Source organism: Flindersiella endophytica (genome assembly GCF_054779015.1).
Window position 1 is genome coordinate 397,659 of the sequence record NZ_BAAGYY010000036.1, and the last position, 23,956, is coordinate 421,614.

Genomic DNA, 23,956 nt, shown 5'->3' on the forward strand with positions numbered 1-23,956 from the left:
GTCGTCGACATGAAGATCCTCGTCACCGGCGCGACCGGTGTGGTCGGCCGCGACGTGGTCCGGCAACTGCCCGACGCCGGCGCGGACGTCCGCCGCCGCACTCGGAGAAGAGGTGCGCTACGAGGAGGTGAGCAGGGAGCTGGCCCGCGAGCTGATGCACGCCCAGGGCGGCTTCGCCGCGGAGTACGCCGATCTGCTGCTCGGCTTCGTCGACTACGGCGGCGAGGCGGCCTCCGGCGAAGACGGCGGCTTCTCCGATGACTGGTCGGAGCTGATGAAACCATGGCCGGACGTCCAGCGGGCCACCGGCAAGCCGGCCAGGACCTATCGCGAGTGGGCGAAAGACCACGTTGCCGACTTCCGCTAGCCGGTTTCGTTGCAAGATGGCACCGTGAACCACGAGCAGGCCGACCCGCTGCTGAGCATCGGCGTGTTCTCGCGCCGGTCGTGGCTGTCGATGAAGGCACTGCGGCTCTACGACCGGCTCGGCCTGCTGCCTCCCGCCGATGTCGACCCCCACTCCGGATACCGGCGGTATCGCGAGAGCCAGCTGTTCACCGCCCGCCTGATCGAGATGCTGCGCCGCCTCGACATGCCGCTCAACCAGATCGCCGAGATCGTTGCCGCGCCCGGGCCGGAGGGCGCGGCGATGCTGACCGGCTACTGGGACGAGGTAGAGCGGCGGATCGCCGCCCAGCGCTACGTCGTCGACCGCCTTACCGGCAGCCTGCAGGGCGGCGACGAGCGGTTCGGCAGCTTCCAGATCCGGGTCCGTACGGCACCGGCGCAGTACGTCCTGTCCGAGCGGCGCCGCCTGCACTGGACGCAGCTGGGCGACTGGCTCCGAAGCGCGAAGCTCGCCCTGACCAAGGCCGCCGCCGACTACGGCGGCCCGGCCGGCGAGCTCTTCGTGATCTTCCACGGCCCGGTCACCGGCGACCTGGACGGCCCGGTCGAAGCCTGCCTGCCCATCGCTCCGGAGCACGGCCCCGCCACGCCCGACCAGGCCACCACCCGCTGGGAGCCCGAGCATCGCGAGGCGTACGTCGGCATCACCAAGGCGCAGTTCGAGCTGCCACAGATCCTGACCGGCTATGACGCGATCGAGCGGTGGATCGACGCCAACGGCCTGGCCATGGCGGGCTCGCCGCGCGAGATCTACCGTCCCGGAGTCGACGTCGCCCAGGCGGCCCAAGCCGACCTCGTGTGCGAGGTCGCCTATCCGATCACTCGACGACCTCTCGCTGAGTGAGCCGGACCTCCTCGACGTCGAGCCTGGCCTGGATCTGCCGCAGGACGGTGTCGTCGATCTTCTGCTCGTCACGCAGCCGTACGACGGTCTCCCGCTTGAGCGCGAGCAGCTCCAGCCGCAACGCGGCGTAGTCGGTCTCCGCCCGCACCGCCGCCTCGCGGACCGCCTCCTCGCCGTCCTTGCGGACCAGCTCCAGGTGCCGTTCGTACTCACTGAGGGTGCGCTCCAGCGCTGCCTCGTCGGTGCCCAGCCGATCCGCGACCTGGCGCAGCGCGGCGTACGCGGCCTCCGACGCGGTCTGTTCGGCCAGCTGCCGTTCCTTGACCAGTGCCTCGTCCTCCGGATAGTGCGACCAGCGCACGACGGCGGGCAGCAGCAGCCCCTGGACGACCAGGGTGATCACGATGACGCCGGAGGTGACCACGATGATCAGGTCGCGCTCGGGGAACGCCTCCGGAATCGACAGGGCCGCGGCCAGTGAGACAGCGCCGCGGAAGCCGGCCAGCGCCAACGGCAGCCGTTGCCGGGCGCTCACCCGGCGCAGGCGTTGCTGCGGCCGCCGGTCGAGGATGCGGATGAGGTACGGCGTGGTGTACATCCACGCGAACCGAGAGCCGATCACCGTCGCCGCGACGATGCCGGTCATGGCCAGCGCCCGCAGCGCGTCGTCGGTCGCGGCCAGCCCGCGGATCGCCGTCTGGGCCTGCAGCCCGATCAGCACGAACAGCGCGGAGTTCAGCAGGAAGGTCGTCAGCGTCCAGAACGCCCGTGCCTGCTGCCGGGTCTCCGCCCGTACGACGCGCGGGCCGTACTGGCTCAGCGTCAGCCCGCACACCACCACCGCGAGCACACCGGACGCGTGCACGGTCTCGGCGAGCAGGAACGCCGCGAACGGCGTCACCACCGAGACGAGGTTCGCGTGCAACGGGTGGTCGAGGTGCCGGCGGACGAGCACGACGAGCCAGGCGACCGCGAAGCCCGCGGCGGCACCGCCGGCGTAGGCGAGCAGGAACAGCCAGCTCACGTGTCCGGGGCTGAGGTGTTCCTGGCCCATCGTCACGCCCACGGCCAGGCCGTAGATGACCAGCGCGGTGCCGTCGTTGATCAGGCTCTCCGCCCGCAGCGTGGTCATGAACCGGCGGGGCAGCGCCCGCGCGAGCACGCCGATCACGGTGGCGTCGGTCGGCGCGACCGCGGCGCCGAGCACCCAGGCCGGGCCCCACGCCATGCCGAGCGCGTGGGCCACCGCCGCGACCGCGAACGCCGTCGCGATCACCAGGACCGTGCTCGCCAGCACCACGACGCGCAGGTTGGACCGGATCTCTCGAAGCGAGGTGGTCAGGCTCTCCCAGTAGAGCAGTGCCGGCAGGAACAGCAGCAGCATGATCTCCGGGGGCAGGCTGACCTCACGCAACGCCGGGACGAAGCCGAGCAGGATGCCGCAGGACAGCAGCAGGATGGCAGCGGCGATGCGCAGTCGCCGGGCGGCGACTGCGCATACCAGGATCGTGATGCCGAGGATCACGACCAGTTCGAGTCCGAGCAGGATCTCCTCCGGGAAAGTCGCAGGTGGCGATCAGGATACGAGTGCCTTGACGAACGCGGCGGACGCCGCGGCCGCGGCGATCGTGCGGACGGTGTTCCAGTTGGTCCAGACCCGGAGGTACCTCGTCCACAGCTCGGCCGCCTCGGGCGTCGCCGGGTCGACGGTGGCCAGCGCGTTGTTCAGCGGGACGTTGAACGCCATCGTCAGCGCGAAGCAGCCGACGACGTAGAGCACGGCACCGACGATCAGCCAGACCGAGCCGGGCTTGCCCCAGCGTACGACCGCGATCACGACGGCGACGATGCTCAGCAGGACGGCGCCTGAGAAGCCGAGCATGAACGGCGGCCGCACGGCCGTGATGTTGATCCCTTGCATCGCCGCGATGCCCTGCGGCGCCGGGATCCTGCCCAAACCCTGCATCACGAACGAGGAGAAGGCGTAGAACGCGCCCGACACCAGGCCGTAGACGATCGCGGTGAGCAGGACGAAGCCGAAGAGCAAGCCGTTCATGCGGGAACCTCCGTTGCTTGGTTGGGACATCATGCACTCCACACACCGGTCGCGGCGGTGAGTCGGGCGTACTCGGAGAAGTCGCGGCCGGGCCGGCCGAGCGCCTGCTCGATCCCGTCCATGACGTCGGCGTTGCGGCCGTCCAGGATCGAGGTGAACATCTCGGTGATGCCGGCCGCGGCCTCGATCGGCAGCCCTTGGGCGACGAGCAGCTCGGTGCAGCGTTCGGCGGAGACCGGCACGTAGCGGATCTGGCGGCCGGTGACCTTCGACAGCTCCTCGGCCACGTCGGCGAACGTCAGCAGGCGCGGGCCGGTCACCTCGTAGACCCGGCCGATGTGGTCGTCGGTGGTCAGCGCGGCCACGGCGATCTCGGCGATGTCCTCCACATCGGTGAACGGCTCCGGGACGTCCTGGGCCGGCAGCGCGATCTCGCCGGAGAGCACGGAGTGCAGTAGGAAGTCCTCGCTGAAGTTCTGGCTGAACCAGCTGGAGCGGATCACCGTCCACTCCGCGCCGCTTGCCTGCAGCGCCTCCTCGCTGCGCCGGGCGCCTTCCTCGCCGCGACCGGACAGCAGCACCAGCTTCCGGGCGCCCGCGTTCACGGCGAACTCCGAGAACGCGCCGATCAGCTGGTCGACACCGGGGAGGGCGAGGTCGGGGTAGTAGGTCACGTAGACCGCCCGGACGCCTTCGAGGGCGGCGGCCCAGGTGGACTGGTCGTCCCAGTCGAACGCGGGGTCGGCCGAGCGGGATCCGATCCGGGCCGGCACGCCATGTGCCTCGAGTCGTTCGGCGACGCGGCGGCCCGACTTGCCGGTGCCGCCGAGGACGAGCGTCAGGTCGCCGGTGTTGTCGCTTGCCTGGTTGGTGTTCTGGTTCGTCGTCATGGCTCCAGTCAAGCCGTCCGCGAGCTGCTGGAACATCGCTGAGAGGCGCACCCGCATGTGCGAGCGTCTACGCTCTCAGCCATGGACGAACTCGCCGGTTTGCTGGAGGCGCCCAGGGCCCGGGGCGCGTTCCTGATCCAGGCCCTGATGAGCCCGCCGTGGTCGATGCGCGTGCGTGACGAGGCACCGCTCACCATCCTGTCGTTCGTACGCGGCGAGGGCTGGGTGGTGCCCGACACCGGGCAGCCGGTTCGGCTGTCGCCCGGCGACGTCGCGGTCGTCCGCGGCCCCGAGCACTGGACCTGCGCGGACAGCCCGGAGACGCCGCCGCAGGAGGTGGTGCAGCCCGGTGGCTGCTGCACCTCACTGGACGGCACCGTCGACCTGTGCGAGAGCCTCGATCTCGGCGTGCGCACCTGGGGCGCCGACCTCGACAGCCCGACCACGGCGTTGATCGGCACCTATCAGCTGGGCGGTGACGTCAGCCGGCAGTTGCTCACCGCACTGCCGCACGTGGTCGTGGTGCCCGCCGCGGCACTGGACTCGCCGCTCGTACCCCTCCTGGCTCGCGAGATCGTGAAGGACGAGCCCGGGCAGGACGCCGTACTCGACCGGCTGCTCGACCTGCTGCTGATCGCGACGCTGCGGGCCTGGTTCGCGCGGCCGGACGCGGAGCAGCCGGCGTGGTACCGCGCCCAGAGCGACCCGCTGGTCGGGCAGGCGCTGCGGCTCCTGCACAACAACACCGCCCATCCGTGGACGGTGGCGGAGCTGGCGTCCCGGGTCGGGGTCTCGCGGGCCGCGCTGGCCAGGCGGTTCTCCGACCTCGTGGGTGAGACGCCGATGGCCTACCTCACCAACCGGCGGCTGGCGCGGGCCGCCGAGCTGCTGCGCGAGCCGTCGCTGACGCTGGGCGCGGTCGCGCGGCAGGTCGGGTACGGCGACGGATTCGCGCTCAGCACTGCGTTCAAGCGGGTGCGTGGCGTGAGTCCACAGCAGTTCCGCACGCGCGCCGAACCGGTACGGTGACGGTCGTGAGTGGAGTGGACCCTGACGAGCATTCGCGGCAGCTGGCGGCGAAGTCGCTGGCCGACGACGATCCGACCGGCTGGTTCGAGCAGCTCTACACCGACGCGGCGTCCGGTGTGACCGAGGTGCCGTGGGACCGCGGCGGGCCGCACCCGTTGCTGCTGGAGTGGGTCGAGGCGGAGTCGCCGCGTGGCACCGGGCAGCGGGCGCTGATCGTGGGCTGCGGACTCGGCGAGGACGCCGAACTCGTCGCGGGCCTGGGCTTCGACACAGTCGCGTTCGATGTCTCCGAGACAGGAGTCGAAGCGGCCAAGGCGCGCTTTCCCGGCTCGGCGGTGTCGTACGTCGTCGCCGACCTGCTGGCGTTGCCGCAGGGGTGGCTGGGCACGTTCGACTTCGTCGTCGAGAGCCTCACGGTGCAGGCGCTGCCACTGCGCTACCGCGCGGCGGCGATCGCGGCGGTCGCCTCGACGGTCGCGCCCGGCGGCCGGCTGCTGGTGATCGCGGCCGCCCGGCCCGATGACGCACCGCCCGATGGTGGGCCGCCGTGGCCGTTGTCGCGGGCGGAGCTGGAGTCGTTCGGGCGGGACGGGCTCTCGTCCGTACGGATCGAGTCGTTGGCGGTGCCCCGCGACCCGGCGGTCCGGCGCTGGCGGGCGGAGTTCCAGCGCGGCCGATGAGTTTTCGCCGCCGGGCCGGTCCAAGCTGTCATGAACACGACTTCACGGGCCGGCCGGCGGGAGTGGATCGGCCTTGCCGTACTGGCGTTGCCTACTTTGTTGTTGTCGCTCGACACCAGCGTGCTCTACCTCGCGTTGCCACACCTGTCGGCCGACCTGAGGCCGACGAGCACGCAGCAGCTGTGGATCATGGACATCTACGGCTTCATGATCGCCGGTTTCCTGGTGACGATGGGAACGCTCGGGGACCGGATCGGCCGCCGCCGGCTGCTGTTGACAGGCGCCTCGGCGTTCGGTGTCGCCTCCGTCCTCGCCGCCTACTCCGTCTCGCCCGAGATGCTGATCGCGACCCGCGCGCTGCTCGGCATCGCCGGCGCGACGTTGATGCCGTCGACACTGGCGTTGATCAGCAACATGTTCGCCGATCCACGCCAGCGCGCGACCGCGATCGGTGTCTGGCTGTCGTGCTTCATGGGCGGCATGGTGATCGGTCCGGCGATCGGAGGGGTGCTGCTGGTGACGTTCTGGTGGGGTGCGGCGTTCCTGCTCGGCGTGCCGGTGATGCTCGTGCTGCTGATCGCGGGGCCGAAGCTGCTGCCGGAGTACCGCGACCCCGCGGCCGGGCGCCTCGACCTGACCAGCGTCGGGCTGTCGCTGGCGACCGTGCTGCCGATCATCTACGGCCTGAAGGAGATCGCGAAGGACGGCCTGCGGGTCGTACCGGTGCTGGTGCTGCTGGCGGGCGCGGCGTTCGGGTACGTGTTCACGCGGCGGCAGCGGCGGCTCGCGCACCCGCTGATCGACCTCGGCCTGCTGCGTAACCGCGCGTTCTCCACGTCGCTGTCGATCATGTTGCTGACCGGTGTGGTGATGTCCGGCGCGTCGTTGTTCGTCGCGCTCTACCTGCAGATGGTGCAGGGGCTCTCGGCCCTGACCGCCGGGCTCTGGATGATCCCGCAGGCGGTCGCGATGATCGTGGGCTCGATGGTGGCGCCGCGGTTGGCGGGCCGGTTCCGTCCCGGTGCGCTGATCGCTGCCGGGCTGCTGATCTCGGCCGCCGGGCTGTCGTTGCTGATCTTCGTGGGCAGCACGGGTGGACTGCCGATCGTCGTGACGTCGTTCGTGATCGCGTCGCTCGGCATGGCGGCACCGGTGACGCTCGTGACCGACCTGATCGTCGGGTCGGCGCCGCCGGAGCGAGCCGGCTCTGCGTCGTCGATGTCGGAGACCAGCGGCGAGCTGGGCATCGCGCTCGGCGTCGCGACGCTGGGCAGCGTGGGGACGGCCGTCTACCGCAGCGTCATCGACATCCCCGCCGGCGTGCCGGAATCGGTGGCCGGGCCCGCGCGGGAGGGCATCGAGGGCGCACTCGGAACCGAACTGCTCGGCGCTGCCCGGGAAGCGTTCACCGTCGGCCTGAACGTCACCGCCACCGTCGCGACGGTCGTCCTGGTCGGGCTCGCGATCCTCGCCGGCGTCGGGTTGCGACACGTTCGTTCGCACGGCGAGCCTCCGGCTGACGAGCCCGCCGAGTCACCGCGGCGCGTAGCTCCGGAATCCGGTGAGGTCGAGGTCCGCGTCGGGCCAGCGCTCACGTAGGAAGGCCGCGACCCTGCGGGTCCAGCCGGCGAGGTGCGGAAAGCCGTACGGGCGTTCCGCGACCTCGGCCGCGGACTCCAGGGTCGCGACCAGCTGGACGCGGCTGTGGTCGCCTGGCTCGCGGCCATCGACGACCGGGAACCGGTTGAACCGCTCGAACGCGTGCGCCAGGCAGGTGGCCGCGAGCCCAGTTCCGAACCGCCGGTCGTCGCCGGCTTCGGGGATCGCGCCGGCGACCCGTTGCCGGTAGTCCGCCGTCAGCTCGCCGGCGATCGGGTCGGTCACGGTGATCCAGGCCGGGCCCGGCACGTACAGCCAGGCGAGGTTGGCGAGCCCGTGCCGGTAGCCGGCGAACTCGAAGTCGATGATCCGGCCATCCTCGCCGTCGACCAGGAAGTTGTTCGGGTTGGAGTCGCCGTTGGTCAGGACGAGAAACGGGCCGGGCTCCGTCAGCTCCTGCTCGACGGCCGCCAGTTCGCGCTCGGCCGGCCCGGGCAGGGCGAGGCCGAGTCCTGCCAGCTCGCCGAGGGTGACCGGCCAGCGTGGCCCGAATCGATCGGCGCGGTCGGCCTTGGCATCGACCGGGCCGTAGCGCGCCCGGTGGGCGTAGAAGGCGTCGAACCGTCCGGCCGTCGCGACGTGCAGGTCCGCGATCGCCCGCACGAACGCCCGCATGCCGGGTGCCGCACCTGGCACACCGCCGGCTCGCAGCAGGTCGTCCAGCGCGGCCCTGGGTGCGAGGTCTTCCAGCACGAGGATTCCGGCGGCGAGGTCGCCCGCGTACACCTTCGGCGCCAGCCCGAGGCCGTCGAGGAACTCCAGCGCGGCCTGCTCGGTGGCGACCTGCCGCCGCGGGATGTCGAGAGCTCACCGGCGGCTCCGACTTCTCAGTGACAGGTAACCGAAACGGCGAGGAGCCAGGCTGTGAAGTACATGCTGCTGATCTACCAAAACCCCTCCGACTGGCCGGAGCTCTCGGAGGACGAGCGGCAGTCGCTGATGAACGACGCCGGCACGATCATGGCCGAGCTGGAGAAGACCGGCGAGTGGGTCGGGGGAGAGGCGCTGGCCGACGTGTCGCAGACCAAGACGATCCGGGTCCGCGAAGGCGTCGCCGCCGTCACCGACGGCCCGTTCGTCGAGGCCAAGGAACACCTCGCGGGCTACTGCCTGATCGACTGCGAGACACCGGAACGTGCCGTGGAGATCGCGACGCGCTGGCCGGACTCGCGGCACTGGGGTGTGGAGATCCGGCCGCTGCACCAGGGCTGAGACCCGCACGCCGGCGCTAGCGCCGATCGGCGCTGTCGACGAACGCCGCGATCTCTTGCAGCGTTGGGTGGTAGCCGTCGGTGGTGTCGACCGTCAGCGCCGGCACCGGCAGCGAGACCGGAACGAACCAGTCGTGCGACGGCGCCGCCAGAGCGGCCTCGTCCTGCAGCGCGCTCACATCGGCGTGCGCCATGCGGGTCGGGTCCTGCTCCAGGCGGCGCCGCTTGCGTTCGAACACCACGCCCGGATCGGCCTCCAGGTGGACGATCCGCATCTCGCACAGATCCAGCAATGGCTCCAGGCCGGGCCGCCACAGCTTGTCCTGGAACGCCGACTCCGCGACGACGGTGACGCCGGCTCGCAGCAGGAGTTGCAGGGTGTCGAAGAACGTGTGCAGCGTGCGGAGGTTGAGCGGGTCGTTCGCCGTCGGCTGGTAGCCGGGGTTGGCGTGCACCATGCCTTCCTTGATCTCGTCCCGGCAGATCGCCGGGCAGCCGACGATCTTGGCGAGCTTGTGCGCAAACGTGGTCTTGCCTACGCCAGGCGGGCCGCTGACGACAATGAGCGCGGGAAGGATGGGAGAGGTCACGCTGGTGAGATTAGCGACCGTGCGTGCTCACGTTCCCGCCAGCCGGTCGACTACCGGCGCGAACGCCTCCAGATATGGTTGCGCGATAGTCACGTAGGAGATGCCGAGCCGGTCGCGGCGGCGCCGCAGCGTGTCGGCGATCTGGTCCGGCGTTCCGCTCAGCCTGGTGTAGGAGTCGGCGGGCAGCGAGCTGACCAGCGGGCGCATCGCTTCGGGTACGGCACCGTCTCCGACCACCAGGACGTTGGCCGCCAGCTCCAGCTCGTCGAACCTGCTGCCGGCGACCGCACGCAGCTGCGCGACCTTGGCCGCCAGGCCCTCCTCGTCGTGGTGGAACGGCGCGGGCAAGGCCAGGCTGTCGGCTTCGGCGGCCGCGAGCTCGAACACCCGGCGGCTGACACCGGCCAGCAGCAGCTTCGGCACGGTGCGCTGGCCGGCTGTGAACCGCTGCTTGACCGCGGCGATCGTCTCCGCGACCTGCTCCACGCGTTCCCGGTGGCTGCCGAACGACCGGCCCAGCTGCTCGGCCTCGGCGGCGCTGTCCGGCCGGCCGGTGCCGAGACCCAGCTCGAACCGCTGGTCGGTCAGCAGGTCGAGCGTCTCCGTCTCGTGCGCGATCATCGCCGGCGACCGCAGGGGAGCGGCCAGGACGTGCGTGCCGAGGTGGAGGCTCGAGGTGACGGCGGCAGCGGCGCTGAGGCCGGGGAACGGCGACATCATCCACAGGCCGTCCGGCATCAGCAGGCTGTCGTAGCCGAGCTGCTCGACGCGCCGAACGATCGCGAGCCACTCCTTCCCGCTGGAGGTGAACGCGGCTGCCGCACCGAACCGGAAGGGCCTGGTGGTCATCGGGACCTGCTTTCGTTCTCGTTGAAGGCGTGGAGATGGGTGAGCTTGCCGGGGTTGGCGATGGCGTAGATGCCCTGGATCTGCTCGCCGTCAGAGGTCAGATCGAGGACGAGAACGACGTAGGGGTCGTCGCCTGCGAACACCAGCGCGGCCGGCGAGTGGTTGACCTGGAGGTAGCGGACGACCAGCTGCTCGGGCCGCCGGGCGGCGTACCCACGCAGCAGGCGGATCGTCTTGTCGCGCCCGGTGACCGGACGAGGGCCGCCGCCGTCGGACCAGATCGTGACGTCTGGGGCGAGCAGCCGCAGCAGCGCGGCCAGGTCACCGCCCAGCGCCGCGGCGATGAAACGTTGGGTGACCTCCCGCTGGTGCTGCCGGCTGGTCCGGAAGCGCGGCCGCCTGGCCTGGACGTGTTCCCTGGCCCGGTGGGCGAGCTGCCGGATGGCGGCCGGCGTACGGTCCAGGATCCCGCCGATCTCGGGGTGGGAGTAGCCGAACACGTCGTGCAGGACGAACACCGCGCGTTCCAGCGGGGTGAGGGTTTCCAGCACGACGAGCAGCGCCATCGACACCGACTCGCCGGTCTCGGCGGGGTCGGCCGGGTCGGCCGGGTCGCCACCCGCGGCGGTGCCGGTCGTGAGCAGTGGCTCCGGCAGCCACGCCCCGACGTAGGTCTCCTGGCGGCGGCTGATCTGGGCCCGGCGGCTCAGCGCCTGGTTGACGGCGATCCGGACGAGGTAGGCACGCGGGTTGGCGACCGGCTCACCCGGACGCTCAGCGCGGGCGGCCCAGGCCAGCCAGGTCTCCTGCAGCACGTCCTCGGTGTCGGTCACGCTGCCGAGCAGGTTGTAGACCAGCGAGAACAGGAGCTCCCGGTGCTCCACGAAGTCTTGCGTCGGCTCGTCCGACATGCGCGCCACCTCCTTCGCGACTCGCCACCTAAGAGCGAGACCGGCCACCGAGGTGTGACATCGGCGCGGGCAGATGTGACGCAGCCCACCAGGCGGTGGCTAGGGCTCCACGTCCAGCGAGGTGTGGTCGGCCAGCCAGGACAGGAACGGGCGCAGGTCCTCAAACGTCGCGAGCACCCGGTGGACGGCCTCGGGTGTGTGCAGCCACTGGTCGCAGCCGAGCGGGAGCTTGGCCAGCAGCGACCGGTGCCGAAGCAGCAGCTCGCGTGGATGGTCCGGCGGATAGCCGCGCGGCACCCGCCGCATCACGTCGCCGTCGATCTCGAACCCCTTGGTCTGCAGGGCCTCGACGATCCGGGCCAGCTCCGGCCCGCTCGACTCGTCGGCCACCGCGGCCCGGAAGCGCTCCTTCTGCCCCGGGTCGGCGTACCACCAGGCGCCCTGCACGTGCAGCCCGTCGAGGTCGAACCGCAGGCCGACCTCGACGCACCGGTCGATGCGTACGATCGCGCACTGGTGCTGCCACCACCATGCGGTCTTGCGGAAGTGCGTGACGAGGTGGTCGCCGTAGGCGTCGTCGATGTCAGCCACGGCTTGCACCAACTCGACCATGGGCTTGCGCACCAGCCGTTCGCGGTCCTTGCGCACGCGCTCGCGTACGGGCAGCGGCGGATCGCCCTCGAGCTGCTCGAGCACGTCGAAGGCTTCCGTCGGCCAGCCGGTGAACGACATGAAATGCATTGTCCAACCGAGCACCGACATCAGTACTGTCAGGCCATATGCGCCTCCTTGTTCTCGGCGGCACGGCGTTCGTCGGCCGGATGATCGTGACCGAAGCCCTACGCCAGGGCGCCGACATCACCCTGTTCAGCCGCGGAAGGACCGGTGCCGACCTGTTTCCCCAAGCCGACCGCAGGTTCGGCGACCGCGACACCGGCGACTACGCCGCGTTGGGCGACGGCAGGTGGGACGCTGTGGTCGACGTCAGCGGCTACGTGCCACGCCACGTCGGGCAGGCGATGGACGCGCTCGGGACGAGGGTCGGCCGGTATCTCTTCATCTCCACCAACGCCGTCTACCAGCGCACCGGAGTCGGGCCCGGCAACGACGAGGACACTCCGCTGCGGCCGGCCGAGCGCAGCGGCACCGAGGAGCTGGACGACGACACCTACGGGCCGTGCAAGGTCGCCTGCGAGGAGGACGTGCTCGCGCGGTTCGGCGATCGCGCCACGATCGTGCGTCCCGGCAAGGTCGGTGGGCCGTACGACCCGCAGGACACGTTCACCTACTGGGTCCGCCGCGCCGCGCGCGGCGGGCGAGCCGCCCTGCCGGGCGACCCGGAGCAACCGGTCCAGGTGATCGACGTGCGCGACCTGGCCGCTCTGGTCGTCCGTCTGGTGCTGGACGACCGGGCGGGCGCCTACAACGCCGTCGGCCCGGCCGAGCCGACCACCCTCGGTGGCCTGATCCAGACCTGCGCCGACGTCGCCGGCACCCAGCTCGAACTGGTCCGCGTACCGCCGGAGTCCGTGGGACCGTTCTTCCCGCTGATCCGCCCCAACTGGGCTTCGCAGCAGCGCAGTGCCGCGCGGGCCCGAGCCGCCGGCATGCCGTCGACACCGCTCGCCGTCACCGCCGCCGACGTCCTCGCCTGGGACCGCGGCCGCGGCGAGCCACCACTGTCGATCGGCATCACACCGGAAGAAGAGGAGAAGCTACTCGCCCGCTCCGGGCACTCGTGATGATCGCTACCAAGACTGCACAGGCAGGGGAGAGGACACAGAGATGGAAGCAGCTGAGGCGCGGCGTGCGGTCGCCGCGGCGATGTCGACCGCCTCAGAGCTCGGCTTGGCCGTCGACGACGCGATGGTTCTCAGCGACTCCAACCGGCTCGTCATCCGCCTGACGCCATGCGACATCGTCGCCCGGGTCACGCCCCTGACGCATTTCGCCAGCGCAGAGCAAGAAGTCGAACTGGTGAGACGGCTCGCGCAGCTGGACAGCCCGGTCGCCCCGCTCGATCCTCGGGTCGAACCACGCGTCTTCGTGCATGACGGCTTCAAGATCGCCATGTGGGCCCACGTCGAACCTGTGCAGTCGCCAATGCTTCCGCCGGCCGAGTACGCGCAGGCGCTCGCACGTCTCCATGCCGGCCTGCGGCGGATCGAGGTCGCGACACCGCACTTCATGGATCGAGTGGCCGCTACGCAACGAGACGTTGCCAGCCGTGACGTCACTCCCGATCTCACCGACACCGACCGAACACTGCTGGCCAGCACGCTGCGCGATCTGGGGCGATCAATCGTCAACCGGCGCGCCCCCGAACAGCTGCTGCACGGCGAGCCGCACCCAGGAAACCTCCTCACCACCAAGAACGGGCCGCTCTTCATCGACTTCGAGAACACCGCCCACGGGCCCGTCGAGTACGACCTGGCGTGGGTGCCCAGCCAGGTCAGCCAGCACTATCCCGACGCCGACCAAGATCTGGTCGGCGAGTGCAGGGGAGTCGTACTCGCGATCATCGCGACGCATCGCTGGAGTCGCGACGACCAACACCCAAGCGGCAGAGAATCGGGAGTGGCGTTCCTGCACGTACTGCGGGAGGGTCCGCCGTGGCCGGCGCTCGACGATGTCGTCTGGTAGCGCCCTGCCGCCGGATCGCCTCCGCTGACGCAGTCCGAGTTCGGCGCACGATCGACCCCCGGTGTTGCATAACCATGCAGTGCTCTGCATAATTGTGCTCATGTCCAAGGTCCTCAACTCCCTGCCCGTCGGCGATCGCGTCGGCATCGCCTTCTCCGGTGGCCTCGACACCTCGGTCGCGGTCGCGTGGATGCGCGACAAGGGCGCGGTGCCGTGCACCTACACCGCCGACCTCGGGCAGTACGACGAGACCGACATCGACTCGGTACCCGGCCGGGCCATCGCCTACGGCGCCGAGATCGCGCGGCTGGTCGACTGCCGCGGCGCGCTGGTGGAGGAGGGGCTGGCCGCGCTGGCGTGTGGCGCGTTCCACATCCGTTCCGGCGGACGCGCGTACTTCAACACCACGCCGCTCGGCCGCGCCGTGACGGGCACGCTGCTCGTCCGCGCGATGCTCGAGGACAACGTGCAGATCTGGGGTGACGGGTCGACGTTCAAGGGCAACGACATCGAGCGGTTCTACCGCTACGGCCTCCTGGCCAACCCGAACCTGCGGATCTACAAGCCCTGGCTGGACGCCGCGTTCGTCACCGAGCTCGGCGGCCGGAAAGAAATGAGCGAGTGGCTGCAGGCCCACGGCCTGCCGTACCGCGACAGCAAGGAGAAGGCCTACTCCACCGACGCGAACATCTGGGGCGCGACCCACGAGGCCAAGACGCTGGAGCATCTCTCGACCGGCCTCGAGACCGTCGACCCGATCATGGGCGTGCGGTTCTGGGACCAGTCGATCGAGATCCCGACCGAGGACGTCACGATCGGCTTCGAGCGGGGCCGGCCGGTTACGATCAACGGCAAGGACTTCGCGACCGCCGTCGACCTGGTGCTGGAGGCGAACGCGATCGGCGGACGGCACGGCCTCGGCATGTCGGACCAGATCGAGAACCGGATCATCGAGGCCAAGAGCCGCGGCATCTACGAGGCGCCGGGGATGGCCCTGCTGTTCGCCGCGTACGAGCGGCTCGTCAACGCGATCCACAACGAGGACACGATCGCCAACTACCACGCCGAAGGCCGGCGGCTGGGACGGCTGATGTACGAGGGTCGCTGGCTGGACCCCCAGTCGCTGATGCTGCGGGAGTCCCTGCAGCGCTGGGTCGGCGCGGCGATCACCGGCGAGGTCACGCTGCGGCTACGGCGGGGTGAGGACTACTCCATCCTCGACACGACCGGCCCGGCGCTGAGCTATCACCCGGACAAGCTGTCGATGGAACGCACCGAGGACTCCGCGTTCGGGCCGCTGGACCGGATCGGTCAGCTCACCATGCGCAACCTCGACATCGCCGACTCGCGGGCCAAGCTGGAGCAGTACGCCGGGCTGGGGATGATCGGCAGTGCCCACGCCGAGCTGATCGGCGCGGCCACGCCACACGCCGAACTCGTGGGGGAGATGCCCCTGGGCGGAGCCGAGGCGATCGCCTCCCGCGGCGAGGTCGACGAGAACGGCCAGTTCCTCGACCGCGCCGCCATGGAGTCCGGCACCGACTGACCGGCTTCTACGGGTCCCGGAGCGAGCGCCGTTTCGACACTTCCAGGCCAGCTATTCGGCAGCGGGCTCGGACGCTTCCGCGTACAGGCGGTCGAATTCGACGGCAATGTCGAGCAGGGGAGTTCCCGGGTTGATGGTGACGTCGACGGGCAGGCCGACCATCTCGACGTCGTGCCATCCGAACCAGTGGGTGGCCAGCCAGAGGGCCAGGCCACTGCGTGGCAGGAGGTATGGGGTGATGTCGCCGAAGGTGAGGAAGCCGCCGGATGGCCCGCCGACGAGTTTGGCGCCGAAGGCTTCGCGCAGCATCCATGCTGTGCTCTCGCCGGCGGAGGCGGTGAGACGATCGGTGAGGACGAGCATCTGCCCTCGCCACGGGGAGACGCCGACTCCGAGCGTCTCGTCATCGGCCTCCAGCGTGAGTTCGGCGTCCGGACGCGGGACGGGCGTGGCGTCCCGTTGCAGGTCGGAGATCGAGTCCGAGCCGGCGATGGCTATCTGTTCGACCATCAGATTCCACGCCGCCAGCCGTCGTCCGTCGTAGCGCCAGGCCCGGTCGGTGACGTACCGCACCTGGTGCGGTACATGGTCAGCGATCCATTTCCAGATGAACTCGTCGCTGCCGCCCGGGTTGCTGCGGACGTCGACGATGATCTTGTCGTGGGAGAAGTGCCGGGCGTGGTCTTCCTGAAACTGGAGCATGGCTCGCTCCGCCTCCCGGCTCCGCCCACCACATTGGCGCAGCCGGAGGCAGAGCACGCCGTCGACAACCCGCTCCTCCAGCCATGGCCCTGCTTCTCGGCCGTAGACCAGTTCGTCACCGCGGCGGTCGGTAGCCCGGAGCAGATCTGTGTCCTCCCCTGGAACTCTGAGATGGTTGTCGCCAACGAGCCAGCGAAGCCGATGGAAATCGGTGCCCAGTGCCGCCCCCACGGTGTCGGGGCGTTCGGTCTCAAGGCGCCTCGTCCAGGAGGCCGCCCACTCGGCGAGACCGGCGGAACCGGCCATGCCGGTGGCCAGACCGATATGCCGTTTCCGGAGCAGGACGAGCACGTCCGGCACGTCGGCGATGAGCGCCGCTACGTCGCACGGGGTGTCGGCGGACCGCTGATCGGCCGCCGCCAAGCCGTTGAGAACTGTCGACGAGTTCGGATCGAGCATCCACGGCACACCCACCGCGGACGGGTCCAGGTACAGCGCGCGAAGCTCGGCGGTTCCTGCCATGCTCAAGATTGTCGTGGAGTGCACCGAATCCCACAAGCCGTGCTGTCAGCTCCCCAACGCCTCAAGGGGCGTTCACGAGGCTGACCGGCGCCGACTAATCGGCGCCGGCAGTTGGCGCTCCCGCCCGTTGCTTGTTCTGGCGCCTGGGCGCCCACAACTGGTCGGCGTCGCCGGCGGCGAGGCGCCCGCGGTAGACGTCGATCTTGTGGTCGATCAGCTCGAGGTTCTCCTGCAGCTCGGCCAGCTTCGCCAGCACCTCGGAACGATGCGTCTCCAGCAGCTCGAGCCGTTCCAGCTCGTTGCCGTAGCCGGCCGACACGAGCTCGGCGTACCGCCGGATCGCCCGGATCGACATGCCGGTGGCGCGCAGCCGGGTGCAGATCTTGATCCATTCGAGGTCGAGCTGGTGATATCGCCGCCGCCCGCCCGACGTGCGATCGACAGCGGTCACGACCAGGCCTGCCCGTTCGTAATACCGCAGCGTATGGGCGCTGACGCCCGTCCGGCTGGCCGCCTCGGCGATGCTCAGCCCGGCCGCTGGGATCGGCTCAGCAGCCGGTTTCGGCTTTGGCTTCGACTTCCGCTTGACTTCGAGCACGCTCTAAATTCTACCGTCGTAAACCATGACCACTTCGACGTTGAACGTGCCCCCGAGGAGCACGACCATGGAGCTCAGCCCACGCCGTAAGCTCCTCGTCCTCGCGATCTGCTGCGCCAGCGTGATCGTCGTCGTGATGGACATCTCCATCGTCAACGTCGCGCTCCCGGCGATCCGCCACGACCTGCACGCCACGGTGTCCGGACTGCAGTGGACAATCGACGCGTACACGCTCGTGCTGGCCGGTTTCCTCGTCCTGGCCGGCTCGACCGCCGACCGGATGGGCCGCCGGCGGGTCTTCCAGATCGGGCTCGCGAGCTTCGGGCTCGGCTCGTTGCTGTGCGCGCTCGCGCCGGGCATCGGCTGGCTGATCGCCGCGCGGGCACTGCAGGCCGTCGGCGGCACCATGCTGAACCCCGTCGCGATGGCGATCGTCGCCACGACGTTCCCCGGCCGCGCCGAACGAGCCAGGGCCATCGGCGTGTTCGGCGCCATGTCCGGCCTGTCGCTCGCGCTCGGCCCGATCCTCGGCGGTCTGCTGGTCGACGGCTTCGGCTGGCAGTCGGTCTTCTGGGTGAACGTCCCGATCGTCGCCGCGGCGTTCGTGTGCGTCGCGCTGTTCGTACCCGAGTCGCGCGCGGCCCGAGCACGCCGGTTCGACCCCGTCGGGCAGCTCCTGGTCGTCCTGCTGCTCGCCGGCGTCGTCTACGCGATCATCGAGTCCCGCACGCTGGGGTGGACGTCGCCGGTGATCCTCGGCCTGCTCGGCGTGGCGCTGCTCAGCGGAGTCGGGATGGTCGGGTACGAGTCGCGCCGCGCCGACCCGCTGCTGGAGCTGCGCCTGTTCCGCAGCGTTCCGTTCAGCTCGGCGATCCTGATGGCGCTGTTCGCGCTGTGCGGCTTCGGCGCGTTCCTGTTCGTGACGACGCAGTACCTGCAGGACGTCCGCGGGCTGTCTGCCCTGGCAGCCGGACTGTGCGTACTCCCCGTAGGCGTGCTGGTCATCGTGCTGTCGCCGGTCAGCGGCCGGCTGGTCGGCACGCTCGGCCCTCGGCTACCGCTCGTGATCGCCGGGGGAGCGCTGGCCCTCGGCGGCGTCGCGTCGGTCTGGCTCGGACCTTCGACGCCGCTACCTGCCGTACTCGCGATCTACCTGCTGTTCGGCGTCTTCCTCGGCATGGTCAACCCGCCGATCACCAACACCGCGGTCTCCGGCATGCCGTCGTCGATGGCGGGCCTCGCGGGCTCGCTGGCATCGGTCGGCCGGCAGACCGGAACCACCCTCGGTGTCGCCATCTCCGGGACGATCGTGGGCTCCACAGCCACCCACGGCGGGACGGCGTTCACCTCCGCCGCCCACGCCGTTTGGTGGCTGGTGTTCGGGCTCGGCGCCGGCGTCCTCGTACTCGGGCTGCTCAGCACCAGCCGGTGGGCGCTGCTCAGCGCCTCGCCACCGCCAGCAGCCGCTCCAGCGACGCCCGCGTCATCGGGCTCTTGAGCAGATCGGCGGCCTCGACCTCGGCGAACGCCCGGTGGTCTGCCGCTTTGGAGTTGATGGCCGCGCAGACCGTCTGGTACGTCCAGTTGAGGTAACCGGTCACGGCGATCGCGAACGAGCGCAGCTCGAGATCGGGCCAGCCGCCGGCGGTCGCGGCGTAACCGTCGCGGAACGCCGCGGTGCCCTTCGGGTTGAGCGCTGGCTGCAGCGTCCAGTGGGCGAGCGCCCAGCCGATCTCGAGCTCGGGCGTGAGCGACCCCGACAGGTCCCATTCGGTGACGACGAGCTCGTCGTTGTGGCCGACGCGGACGTTCTCGGGGTTGATGACGCGGTTGCAGAGGATCAGCTCGTTCTCGTCGACGGTGGACTCGATCGTGCTCAGCTCGAACAGGGTCGGGAGGATCTCCTGGAGCCGGCCGGCCCACGGCTTGCCGGCGGCCCGGGCCTCGTTCGCGAGCGCGTGCCAGGCGGCATCGGGCCGCCTTTCGGTGAGGTACGAACCGATCGGTGCCTGGCTGGGAATCGCCAACGAGTGCAGCGTTCCGAAGATCGCACCGGCCCGGCGAGCGACCGATGCCGGTGTCGCGACCACCGGTGACGGGCCGACGTCGATCCACTCGTGTACGCGCCAGTTCTGGTCCCGGACGATCTCGATCAACCGGCCGCGCGGGCTGCGTACGGTCCTCGGCGCGGCGATGCCGGCGGCGACCGCGGCGTCGCGGAGCCGGACACCGACCTCGGCCTGGGCGTTGGTGGTCCAGGGCACGGTGACGGCCAGCCAGCGACCGTTGTCGGTGGTGATCGACCAGCACCGGCCCATGGGCGTCAGCGAGATCGGGACGGCGGGCTTGGTGACGTCGCCGAGGTCGAAGGTGGCCGCCAGTGCGTCGGCGAGGCCGGCGGGTGGCTCCGGCGGTCCGGCGGCGACGCGGCGTTCGGCCTCGGCTTTCAGCGCTGTCCAGTCGCGCAGGCCGTACTGCACGGCCAGTGCCTGCTGCGCTTCCGCGAGCGACACGCCGGGCTCGGACTCGCGCAGCGCGGCGAGGATGTCCTTGGCTTCCTTACGCAGGAAGGCGAGATTGGGCTGGTCGGGGAGCAGTCGCACAATGCGTCCTCTCGTGCCCGGACTCGCACGGGCGCGGGCGCCAAAGTGCGCTTCGGTCGACCAATCGATGCGTCGGGGTGGCTTCCAGCCTTCCGGCGAGTCTCGACGCGGCCCCTTCCACGTGCGCTTTGACGGTACACGAGGCTTGATCGGCGGGTCAACGCGTCGTTGTCCGGTGCGCCAAACGACTGGTACGGATCGCCGGGGGAGTCCTAGCCTGGTTGACCGATGGACTTTCCACCTGACGGGCTGGCGCCGCCCGACACCGACCTCGGCCTGCTCCAACGCGGCCGGGGTGCCGGCTGGCTGCGGGCGCGGGCGGCCGGAAGTCGGGCCGGCGCGGACCTGCTGCTGGCCTGCGTCGCGCACGATCCACGGTGGGATCGTCAGGTGGAACCGCGCGGCGACTACTACGCGCAGCTCGCCTTGCACCTCTCCGTACCGCCGGCGGCGTTACCGGTTGCCGCCGATCCCGATGACGACTGGCTGCGGCTGCAAGTCCTGCAGGGCATGGCATCCCGCGGCTCGGCGGCAGCCGCGCGTTTGCTCGCCGACGCTGGGGGAGTGGACGACGGGGAAGCGTCCGAAGCGCCATCGCGACAGCAGAACTTCATCACCGCGGACGCGCCCGTCGAGGTGCTGCTGGGTACGGCTGCTTCGCTGATGAGCTCCCACCGCAAGGCGATCCTGCAGCGGCTGCGGACCACGTCGGACGAGTCGGAGATCGCGGCCTTGCGCAGAGCCTCGCTCGAGGTCGACTCACCCGGCTGGCGCCTCGCCATCCAGGTCCTCGCCCAATGCGACGACCCGACTGCCATTCCCGTCGCCGCCGCGGTGCTGGAGGCGGACCAGCCAGGCGGCAAGCGGGCCTGGGCGTTCCGGTACATCCGTACTCTCTCGGCCGGCCGCTCACTGCCGCTCGCCCGTGCCTGGCTCAGTCTCCCGGACGCCCGTGGGGCAGTGGCGGCATGCGTCCTCCCGGCGTTCGGCGCCACATGGGCCACCGAATGCCTGTGGGACTGCGAAGAATCAGTACGCGCGCGGGCGGCGGAATTCGCGCCGCTGACGCCCGACGTCACGACCCGCTTGACGGAACTCGCCGAGGACGTCCACGAGTACCCGATCGTCTGCGAGGCAGCCGGGCGGCGGCGTCAGCGGACGCAGGGCCGGGAAGCGACGATGTGAAGGAATAGCGGGATCCGGTACCACTTGTCGTCGAGATCATCGGTGGTCTGTTCTCGGAGCCGCTCGATCACCAGGCCCGCGTCGGCGAGGGCCTCGGTGTAGGCATGTAGTGGCCGGTGAATGCCGTGGTAGGTCATCGAGAGGCCGTCTCGGGTGCGCGTCGTGGTGTAGTGCCTGGCTTCGGTGTACGCATCCCGGAGCACGAAGCGAGGTTTCGGGCCGGCCGCATCGCGGTCGAACTGGCCCGCCGAGTTGAGCGGGTGCACGATCGCCATCACCAGCTTGCCGCCAACCGAGAGAATTCGGCCGATCTCCGCGATCGCGGACACCGCGTTGTCGATGTCGTGCAAGCTCATGAACGCCACTACACAGTCAGCGGCCGCATCCGGCACCGGCAGGTTCACTGCATCAGCGACGACGGCGGGTACAGGCCCGTCGGGGTGCGTCGCCGCAGACCGACTCATGGTCAGCGATCGATCGATCGCCAGGACGCGATGTCCTCGTGCTTGCAACTCACGGCTGACACGACCTTCACCCGCGCCCACGTCTACGGTGAGCCGGCCAGGTGGCGGGATCAACGGCAGGAAGGCCAACTTGTGGGCGCTGTAGCTGTCGAGCTCTCGTCTGGTCCACTCGATCCACGCCCCGGCATTGGCATCCCAGCCCTCAGCCAGCCGCGATTCACCTTGTTGCCGTTCGGGTCGCATCACCGCAGCCTAGGGGACATTCGTCCGATCCGGGTGTCCGTAAGTCGCCAGTTGACCGGAGACCTCATCGAGGAGCTGCGAGCACCTCGCCGATGGCGCGCCGCGCACAGTTCACCAGCGCCGGGTTGGTGTCCTTGTGGTGCGCCGACACGATCAGGGCCTGCGACAGCACGCGCCCGCGTCCGCGGAGCCACGTCGCGTCGTCCACGTCCAGCGCCGCCCGGAACTCGTCGCGGACGTTCGCGGGCAGCAGGTACCACACGGGGAACAGGTCGCACGCCGGATCGCCGACACCGCACGTCTCGAAGTCGAGCACCGCGGTCAGCCGGCCCTCCGCCGACACGAGCAGGTTGCTCGGCGTCAGGTCCGAGTGCACCCACACCTCGCGCCCGTCGTACGGCGCCGCGAGCGACTCCTCCCACGACGCCAGTGCTGCGCGAGTGTCGATCAGGCCGTCCAGCTCGCCGATCGCCTTCCGCGTCGAGGAGTCCATCGAGACCATCGGAGCGCGCGTCCGGCGCTCGCCCGGATATGCCGGCGCCCGGTCTGGCAGGTCGATCCGCCGGAACGCGTCGACGAACGCCGCGAGGTCCGTCGCCAGCCGGCGTGGGTCGGCGAGCGCGTCGGGGGAGGGATGCGTACCGGTGAGCCAGCGGTGGACGGACCACTCGCCCGGGAACGCGTCGCTGGGTGAGCCGATCGCCTCGACAGAAGGGATGGCCACAGGCAGGAACGGCGCGAGTGCCGCGAGTTTCGCCTGCTCCCGTCGGACTTCGTCGGTGACCGAGGGCCGGAGCGGCAGCCGTACGGACAGGTCGGAACCGAGGCGGTAGATCGCATTGCACATTCCACCTGAGTCGACCGGCTCCAGCGGCAACGCGGCCCACTGCGGGAACTGAGCGGCCACCAGCTCGCGGACGAGCGGTGTGTCGATGTCAGCCTGGTCGGCGTGGATCTTGCGGGGACTCACAAGGGCCCATCCGAACGGTCGGCCCCGTCCGCTGTCAACGCGGTTATGGAAGGGGCGGCGAGAGCGGACGTCCGTGGGGCGACGATGAACTCGTCCTGCCGTTCACCGATCATGAACCTCATGGAGAACCAGCTGGCGCCGCAGTCGGCCGAGGATGAGGCGAAGGTCATCACGCTCTGCGGCTCGACCAAGTTCGAGGCTGAATTCGCGGAGGTCAACCAGCGGCTCACGATGGAAGGTTGCGTCGTGATCAGCCTCGGAATGTTCAGACTCCCCGATCTGCCGGACTACGACTGGACAGCCGACAGCTCGGACCTGAGGGGGCGGCTCGGCCGCGTGCACTTCCAAAAGATTCGCATGGCCGACGAGGTGTACATCGTGGATCCGGGCGGCTACATAGGCGAGTCAACCCGACGGGAGATTGCCTACGCGGAGTCGCTCGGCAAGCCGGTCCGGTATCTGAGCCGCGAGCACCTGGATCGACCGGGAGACGGCCCCAACAGTGGGGGCGACTCGAGCCGTCCATGGCAGACGCTCGCGTCGGGCTTCGAGCAGGCCCGCGCCCGCGAGGACTCGCTCGACCGACTCGTCGAGTGGCCTGCACAGCGCGCCCTACTCGGCGACGTCACCGGACTCGCCCTCCTGGACGCCGGCTGCGGCAACGGGACCAAGATTGCGCAGCTGGCCAGCGACGGGGCCGCCGCGTCGGTCGGCGTGGACATCAGCGGGAATTTCATCACGCCGCCGCCGTGCGTCGAGCTCATCGAAGGTGATCTCTCCGATCTGGCGGCGGTGCCGGGGCTCACGGGCCGGCGGTTCGACCGGATCCTGTTCCTGCAGTCCTTCGGGTACGCCGCGGACGGGGTCAAGGCCTTGCAGACCGCGCGCGAGATGTTGACCGAGGACGGCTTCATCCTGCTCACCCGAACCCAGCCGATCCGATACGCGATCGAGCGAGCGGAGCAGAACGGGACCTCGCTGGGCGAGGAGTACTTCGCCACAGAGTCATTCGCCTACCGGCACCGCAACTGGAACGACCAGGTGACCCTGACCAAGCGGCCGTACACGATGTCGGACCTGCTGAACACGTTCAGCGCGGCCGGCCTGTGGATCGAGGCGGCGGTCGAGCCGCAGATGCCTGCCGAAGCCGCCGAGCGTTATCCGCACAAGCAAGCAGTGATGAACAAGTATCTCGGCATCCTGATGTTCAAACTGCGGCCCCTGCGCCGGCCTGCGTAGCGCCCATGGCAGGGGCAGTGGATGAGTCGTAAGCAGGTGCTTCACCTGATGCAACACGCAGGCTAGTGCTGGGAACCGTCAATATTCGAGGCCGCAGTATTCGCCCCGCATCGC

25 protein-coding genes are annotated in these 23,956 nt (G+C 70.0%); 12 read left to right on the top strand and 13 right to left on the bottom strand.

Features of this window, described 5'->3' with window-relative positions; translation table 11 throughout:
* The first annotated feature begins 112 nt into the window (after positions 1–112).
* Together ACYVF6_RS40380 and ACYVF6_RS40385 are read left to right on the top strand one after the other, a co-directional pair.
* Positions 113–367 (top strand): hypothetical protein, encoded by a 255-nt coding sequence (locus tag ACYVF6_RS40380; protein WP_460530176.1) that lies wholly within the window; start codon positions 113–115, stop codon positions 365–367.
* A 24-nt stretch (positions 368–391) separates the two neighbouring features.
* On the top strand, positions 392–1,252 hold the full coding sequence (locus tag ACYVF6_RS40385) for a MerR family transcriptional regulator (protein ID WP_460530179.1): 861 nt from the start codon (positions 392–394) through the stop codon (positions 1,250–1,252).
* Here ACYVF6_RS40385 and ACYVF6_RS40390 read toward each other — a convergent pair.
* The 3 genes from ACYVF6_RS40390 to ACYVF6_RS40400 are packed head-to-tail and all read right to left on the bottom strand — an operon-like array spanning position 1,227 to position 4,198.
* On the bottom strand, positions 1,227–2,777 hold the full coding sequence (locus tag ACYVF6_RS40390; protein WP_460530182.1) for a cation:proton antiporter family protein: 1,551 nt from the start codon (positions 2,775–2,777) through the stop codon (positions 1,227–1,229). The genes ACYVF6_RS40385 and ACYVF6_RS40390 overlap by 26 nt on opposite strands.
* Before the next feature lie 51 nt (positions 2,778–2,828).
* Positions 2,829–3,308: an anthrone oxygenase family protein gene (locus ACYVF6_RS40395; RefSeq protein ID WP_460530185.1), complete on the bottom strand. Its 480-nt coding sequence runs from the start codon at positions 3,306–3,308 to the stop codon at positions 2,829–2,831.
* Between the two features lie 29 nt (positions 3,309–3,337).
* Positions 3,338–4,198: a Rossmann-fold NAD(P)-binding domain-containing protein gene (locus ACYVF6_RS40400; protein WP_460530188.1), complete on the bottom strand. Its 861-nt coding sequence runs from the start codon at positions 4,196–4,198 to the stop codon at positions 3,338–3,340.
* Between the two features lie 81 nt (positions 4,199–4,279).
* On the opposite strand from ACYVF6_RS40400, the gene ACYVF6_RS40405 reads away from it, so the two are divergent.
* From ACYVF6_RS40405 to ACYVF6_RS40415, 3 genes are read left to right on the top strand one after another with little or no spacing between them, the layout of a single operon-like run.
* Positions 4,280–5,227 (top strand): AraC family transcriptional regulator, encoded by a 948-nt coding sequence (locus tag ACYVF6_RS40405; protein WP_460530191.1) that lies wholly within the window; start codon positions 4,280–4,282, stop codon positions 5,225–5,227.
* Positions 5,228–5,232: 5 nt separating this feature from the next.
* Positions 5,233–5,907: a class I SAM-dependent methyltransferase gene (locus tag ACYVF6_RS40410; protein ID WP_460530194.1), complete on the top strand. Its 675-nt coding sequence runs from the start codon at positions 5,233–5,235 to the stop codon at positions 5,905–5,907.
* A 30-nt stretch (positions 5,908–5,937) separates the two neighbouring features.
* A complete protein-coding gene (locus ACYVF6_RS40415; protein WP_460530197.1) occupies positions 5,938–7,506 on the top strand; it encodes an MFS transporter in 1,569 nt (522 codons plus the stop codon).
* Here the strand turns inward: ACYVF6_RS40415 and ACYVF6_RS40420 are convergent.
* Complete coding sequence (locus ACYVF6_RS40420) at positions 7,441–8,292, bottom strand: phosphotransferase family protein (protein WP_460530200.1); 852 nt, start codon at positions 8,290–8,292, stop codon at positions 7,441–7,443. The two genes, ACYVF6_RS40415 and ACYVF6_RS40420, sit on opposite strands and share 66 nt — an antisense overlap.
* A 147-nt stretch (positions 8,293–8,439) precedes the next feature.
* On the opposite strand from ACYVF6_RS40420, the gene ACYVF6_RS40425 reads away from it, so the two are divergent.
* The gene (locus tag ACYVF6_RS40425; protein ID WP_460530524.1) at positions 8,440–8,778 is read left to right on the top strand and encodes a YciI family protein; all 339 of its coding nucleotides are present in this window, start codon (positions 8,440–8,442) and stop codon (positions 8,776–8,778) included.
* Positions 8,779–8,794: 16 nt separating this feature from the next.
* Here the strand turns inward: ACYVF6_RS40425 and ACYVF6_RS40430 are convergent, their stop codons facing one another.
* The 4 genes from ACYVF6_RS40430 to ACYVF6_RS40445 form a co-directional block, all read right to left on the bottom strand.
* On the bottom strand, positions 8,795–9,367 hold the full coding sequence (locus ACYVF6_RS40430; protein ID WP_460530203.1) for a P-loop nucleotide/nucleoside kinase family protein: 573 nt from the start codon (positions 9,365–9,367) through the stop codon (positions 8,795–8,797).
* A gap of 27 nt (positions 9,368–9,394) precedes the next feature.
* On the bottom strand, positions 9,395–10,216 hold the full coding sequence (locus ACYVF6_RS40435) for an LLM class oxidoreductase (RefSeq protein ID WP_460530206.1): 822 nt from the start codon (positions 10,214–10,216) through the stop codon (positions 9,395–9,397).
* On the bottom strand, positions 10,213–11,127 hold the full coding sequence (locus ACYVF6_RS40440) for a sigma-70 family RNA polymerase sigma factor family protein (RefSeq protein ID WP_460530209.1): 915 nt from the start codon (positions 11,125–11,127) through the stop codon (positions 10,213–10,215). Before ACYVF6_RS40440 ends, ACYVF6_RS40435 begins: the two co-directional genes overlap by 4 nt.
* Before the next feature lie 99 nt (positions 11,128–11,226).
* Entirely contained in the window at positions 11,227–11,859 is a 633-nt protein-coding gene (locus ACYVF6_RS40445; protein WP_460530212.1) for a DUF2461 family protein, read from the bottom strand.
* 47 nt (positions 11,860–11,906) lie between these two features.
* On the opposite strand from ACYVF6_RS40445, the gene ACYVF6_RS40450 reads away from it, so the two are divergent.
* The 3 genes from ACYVF6_RS40450 to argG all read left to right on the top strand — a co-directional run bounded on the left by ACYVF6_RS40450 (position 11,907) and on the right by argG (position 15,316).
* Complete coding sequence (locus tag ACYVF6_RS40450) at positions 11,907–12,869, top strand: Rossmann-fold NAD(P)-binding domain-containing protein (protein ID WP_460530215.1); 963 nt, start codon at positions 11,907–11,909, stop codon at positions 12,867–12,869.
* A 43-nt stretch (positions 12,870–12,912) separates the two neighbouring features.
* Positions 12,913–13,770: an aminoglycoside phosphotransferase family protein gene (locus ACYVF6_RS40455; RefSeq protein ID WP_460530218.1), complete on the top strand. Its 858-nt coding sequence runs from the start codon at positions 12,913–12,915 to the stop codon at positions 13,768–13,770.
* A gap of 100 nt (positions 13,771–13,870) precedes the next feature.
* A complete protein-coding gene (argG, locus tag ACYVF6_RS40460) occupies positions 13,871–15,316 on the top strand; it encodes an argininosuccinate synthase (RefSeq protein WP_460530221.1) in 1,446 nt (481 codons plus the stop codon).
* A gap of 51 nt (positions 15,317–15,367) precedes the next feature.
* Here argG and ACYVF6_RS40465 read toward each other — a convergent pair whose 3' ends face one another.
* Together ACYVF6_RS40465 and ACYVF6_RS40470 are read right to left on the bottom strand one after the other, a co-directional pair.
* Positions 15,368–16,540, bottom strand: coding sequence for a S41 family peptidase (locus ACYVF6_RS40465; RefSeq protein ID WP_460530224.1), 1,173 nt, complete (start codon positions 16,538–16,540; stop codon positions 15,368–15,370).
* A gap of 94 nt (positions 16,541–16,634) precedes the next feature.
* Positions 16,635–17,138 (bottom strand): MerR family transcriptional regulator, encoded by a 504-nt coding sequence (locus tag ACYVF6_RS40470; RefSeq protein WP_460530227.1) that lies wholly within the window; start codon positions 17,136–17,138, stop codon positions 16,635–16,637.
* A gap of 25 nt (positions 17,139–17,163) precedes the next feature.
* Between ACYVF6_RS40470 and ACYVF6_RS40475 the strand changes: the two genes are divergently transcribed.
* Entirely contained in the window at positions 17,164–18,636 is a 1,473-nt protein-coding gene (locus ACYVF6_RS40475; RefSeq protein WP_460530230.1) for an MFS transporter, read from the top strand.
* Here ACYVF6_RS40475 and ACYVF6_RS40480 read toward each other — a convergent pair.
* Positions 18,578–19,741 (bottom strand): hypothetical protein, encoded by a 1,164-nt coding sequence (locus ACYVF6_RS40480; RefSeq protein WP_460530233.1) that lies wholly within the window; start codon positions 19,739–19,741, stop codon positions 18,578–18,580. The two genes, ACYVF6_RS40475 and ACYVF6_RS40480, sit on opposite strands and share 59 nt — an antisense overlap.
* A gap of 228 nt (positions 19,742–19,969) precedes the next feature.
* Here ACYVF6_RS40480 and ACYVF6_RS40485 point away from each other — a divergent pair, with 228 nt between their 5' ends.
* Positions 19,970–20,926, top strand: coding sequence for a hypothetical protein (locus ACYVF6_RS40485; RefSeq protein ID WP_460530236.1), 957 nt, complete (start codon positions 19,970–19,972; stop codon positions 20,924–20,926).
* Here the strand turns inward: ACYVF6_RS40485 and ACYVF6_RS40490 are convergent.
* Positions 20,893–21,633 carry a class I SAM-dependent methyltransferase gene (locus ACYVF6_RS40490; RefSeq protein WP_460530239.1) on the bottom strand — a complete coding sequence of 247 codons (741 nt, stop codon included), beginning with the start codon at positions 21,631–21,633 and terminating at the stop codon, positions 20,893–20,895. The genes ACYVF6_RS40485 and ACYVF6_RS40490 overlap by 34 nt on opposite strands.
* A 64-nt stretch (positions 21,634–21,697) precedes the next feature.
* Positions 21,698–22,603 carry an aminoglycoside phosphotransferase family protein gene (locus tag ACYVF6_RS40495; protein WP_460530242.1) on the bottom strand — a complete coding sequence of 302 codons (906 nt, stop codon included), beginning with the start codon at positions 22,601–22,603 and terminating at the stop codon, positions 21,698–21,700.
* 120 nt (positions 22,604–22,723) lie between these two features.
* Between ACYVF6_RS40495 and ACYVF6_RS40500 the strand changes: the two genes are divergently transcribed.
* Positions 22,724–23,842: a methyltransferase domain-containing protein gene (locus tag ACYVF6_RS40500; RefSeq protein WP_460530245.1), complete on the top strand. Its 1,119-nt coding sequence runs from the start codon at positions 22,724–22,726 to the stop codon at positions 23,840–23,842.
* Positions 23,843–23,956: the final 114 nt, after the last annotated feature.

Excerpts from the sequence above, each read along its gene's own strand:
- ACYVF6_RS40450 (WP_460530215.1), top strand. The coding sequence starts at position 11,907 with ATGCGCCTCCTTGTTCTCGGCGGCACGGCGTTCGTCGGCCGGATGATC.
- ACYVF6_RS40455 (WP_460530218.1), top strand. The coding sequence starts at position 12,913 with ATGGAAGCAGCTGAGGCGCGGCGTGCGGTCGCCGCGGCGATGTCGACC.
- ACYVF6_RS40490 (WP_460530239.1), bottom strand. The coding sequence starts at position 21,633 with ATGCGACCCGAACGGCAACAAGGTGAATCGCGGCTGGCTGAGGGCTGG.
- ACYVF6_RS40500 (WP_460530245.1), top strand. The coding sequence starts at position 22,724 with ATGGAGAACCAGCTGGCGCCGCAGTCGGCCGAGGATGAGGCGAAGGTC.
- ACYVF6_RS40405 (WP_460530191.1), top strand. The coding sequence starts at position 4,280 with ATGGACGAACTCGCCGGTTTGCTGGAGGCGCCCAGGGCCCGGGGCGCG.
- ACYVF6_RS40435 (WP_460530206.1), bottom strand. The coding sequence starts at position 10,216 with ATGACCACCAGGCCCTTCCGGTTCGGTGCGGCAGCCGCGTTCACCTCC.
- ACYVF6_RS40425 (WP_460530524.1), top strand. The coding sequence starts at position 8,440 with ATGCTGCTGATCTACCAAAACCCCTCCGACTGGCCGGAGCTCTCGGAG.
- ACYVF6_RS40395 (WP_460530185.1), bottom strand. The coding sequence starts at position 3,308 with ATGAACGGCTTGCTCTTCGGCTTCGTCCTGCTCACCGCGATCGTCTAC.
- argG (WP_460530221.1), top strand. The coding sequence starts at position 13,871 with ATGTCCAAGGTCCTCAACTCCCTGCCCGTCGGCGATCGCGTCGGCATC.
- ACYVF6_RS40400 (WP_460530188.1), bottom strand. The coding sequence starts at position 4,198 with ATGACGACGAACCAGAACACCAACCAGGCAAGCGACAACACCGGCGAC.
- ACYVF6_RS40445 (WP_460530212.1), bottom strand. The coding sequence starts at position 11,859 with ATGTCGTTCACCGGCTGGCCGACGGAAGCCTTCGACGTGCTCGAGCAG.
- ACYVF6_RS40465 (WP_460530224.1), bottom strand. The coding sequence starts at position 16,540 with ATGGCAGGAACCGCCGAGCTTCGCGCGCTGTACCTGGACCCGTCCGCG.
- ACYVF6_RS40485 (WP_460530236.1), top strand. The coding sequence starts at position 19,970 with ATGGACTTTCCACCTGACGGGCTGGCGCCGCCCGACACCGACCTCGGC.
- ACYVF6_RS40475 (WP_460530230.1), top strand. The coding sequence starts at position 17,164 with ATGACCACTTCGACGTTGAACGTGCCCCCGAGGAGCACGACCATGGAG.
- ACYVF6_RS40440 (WP_460530209.1), bottom strand. The coding sequence starts at position 11,127 with ATGTCGGACGAGCCGACGCAAGACTTCGTGGAGCACCGGGAGCTCCTG.
- ACYVF6_RS40415 (WP_460530197.1), top strand. The coding sequence starts at position 5,938 with ATGAACACGACTTCACGGGCCGGCCGGCGGGAGTGGATCGGCCTTGCC.